Origin of the sequence: Cupriavidus lacunae (genome assembly GCF_003353055.1) — a bacterium.
In the GTDB taxonomy this organism is placed as follows: domain Bacteria; phylum Pseudomonadota; class Gammaproteobacteria; order Burkholderiales; family Burkholderiaceae; genus Cupriavidus; species Cupriavidus lacunae.
The window spans coordinates 1-1,192 of record NZ_QKWJ01000236.1; the positions used below are offsets into that span (position 1 = coordinate 1).

Annotated in this window: 1 protein-coding gene; it reads left to right on the plus strand. The window is 62.2% G+C overall.

The window, feature by feature from the left end:
* Window positions 1-1,191, plus strand: coding sequence for an elongation factor Tu (gene tuf / locus DN412_RS42870; RefSeq protein ID WP_078198162.1), 1,191 nt, complete (start codon window positions 1-3; stop codon window positions 1,189-1,191).
* Window position 1,192: the final 1 nt, after the last annotated feature.

Consider the following 1,192-nt stretch of genomic DNA (forward strand, 5'->3'; position numbering starts at 1 on the left):
ATGGCAAAGGAAAAGTTCGAGCGGACCAAGCCGCACGTGAACGTTGGTACGATTGGTCACGTTGACCATGGCAAGACCACGCTGACCGCAGCGATCGCCACGGTGCTGGCAGCGAAGTTCGGCGGTGCCGCCAAGAAGTACGACGAAATCGACGCAGCGCCGGAAGAGAAGGCACGCGGTATTACCATCAATACCGCCCACGTCGAGTACGAGACGGCCAACCGCCACTACGCGCACGTTGACTGCCCGGGCCACGCTGACTATGTGAAGAACATGATCACGGGCGCTGCGCAGATGGACGGCGCCATCCTGGTTTGCTCGGCCGCTGACGGCCCGATGCCGCAGACGCGCGAGCACATCCTGCTGGCCCGTCAGGTTGGCGTGCCTTACATCATCGTGTTCCTGAACAAGTGCGACATGGTGGACGACGCTGAACTGCTCGAGCTGGTCGAGATGGAAGTTCGCGAGCTGCTGTCGAAGTACGAGTTCCCCGGCGACGACACCCCGATCATCAAGGGTTCGGCCAAGCTGGCGCTGGAAGGCGACAAGGGCGAGCTGGGCGAAGTGGCCATCATGAACCTGGCCGACGCACTGGACACCTACATCCCGACGCCGGAGCGCGCTGTTGACGGCACGTTCCTGATGCCGGTGGAAGACGTGTTCTCGATCTCGGGTCGCGGCACCGTGGTGACCGGCCGTATCGAGCGTGGCGTGGTGAAGGTCGGTGAAGAAATCGAAATCGTCGGTATCAAGCCGACGGTGAAGACCACCTGCACCGGCGTGGAAATGTTCCGCAAGCTGCTGGACCAGGGTCAAGCCGGCGACAACGTTGGCCTGCTGCTGCGCGGCACCAAGCGTGAAGACGTCGAGCGCGGCCAAGTGCTGTGCAAGCCGGGTTCGATCAAGCCGCACACCCACTTCACCGGCGAGGTGTACATTCTGTCGAAGGACGAAGGCGGCCGTCACACCCCGTTCTTCAACAACTACCGCCCGCAGTTCTACTTCCGTACCACCGACGTGACTGGCTCGATCGAGCTGCCGGCGGACAAGGAAATGGTCATGCCGGGTGACAACGTGTCGATCACCGTCAAGCTGATCGCCCCGATCGCCATGGAAGAAGGCCTGCGCTTCGCTATCCGCGAAGGTGGCCGTACCGTCGGCGCCGGCGTCGTGGCAAAGATCCTCGACTAAG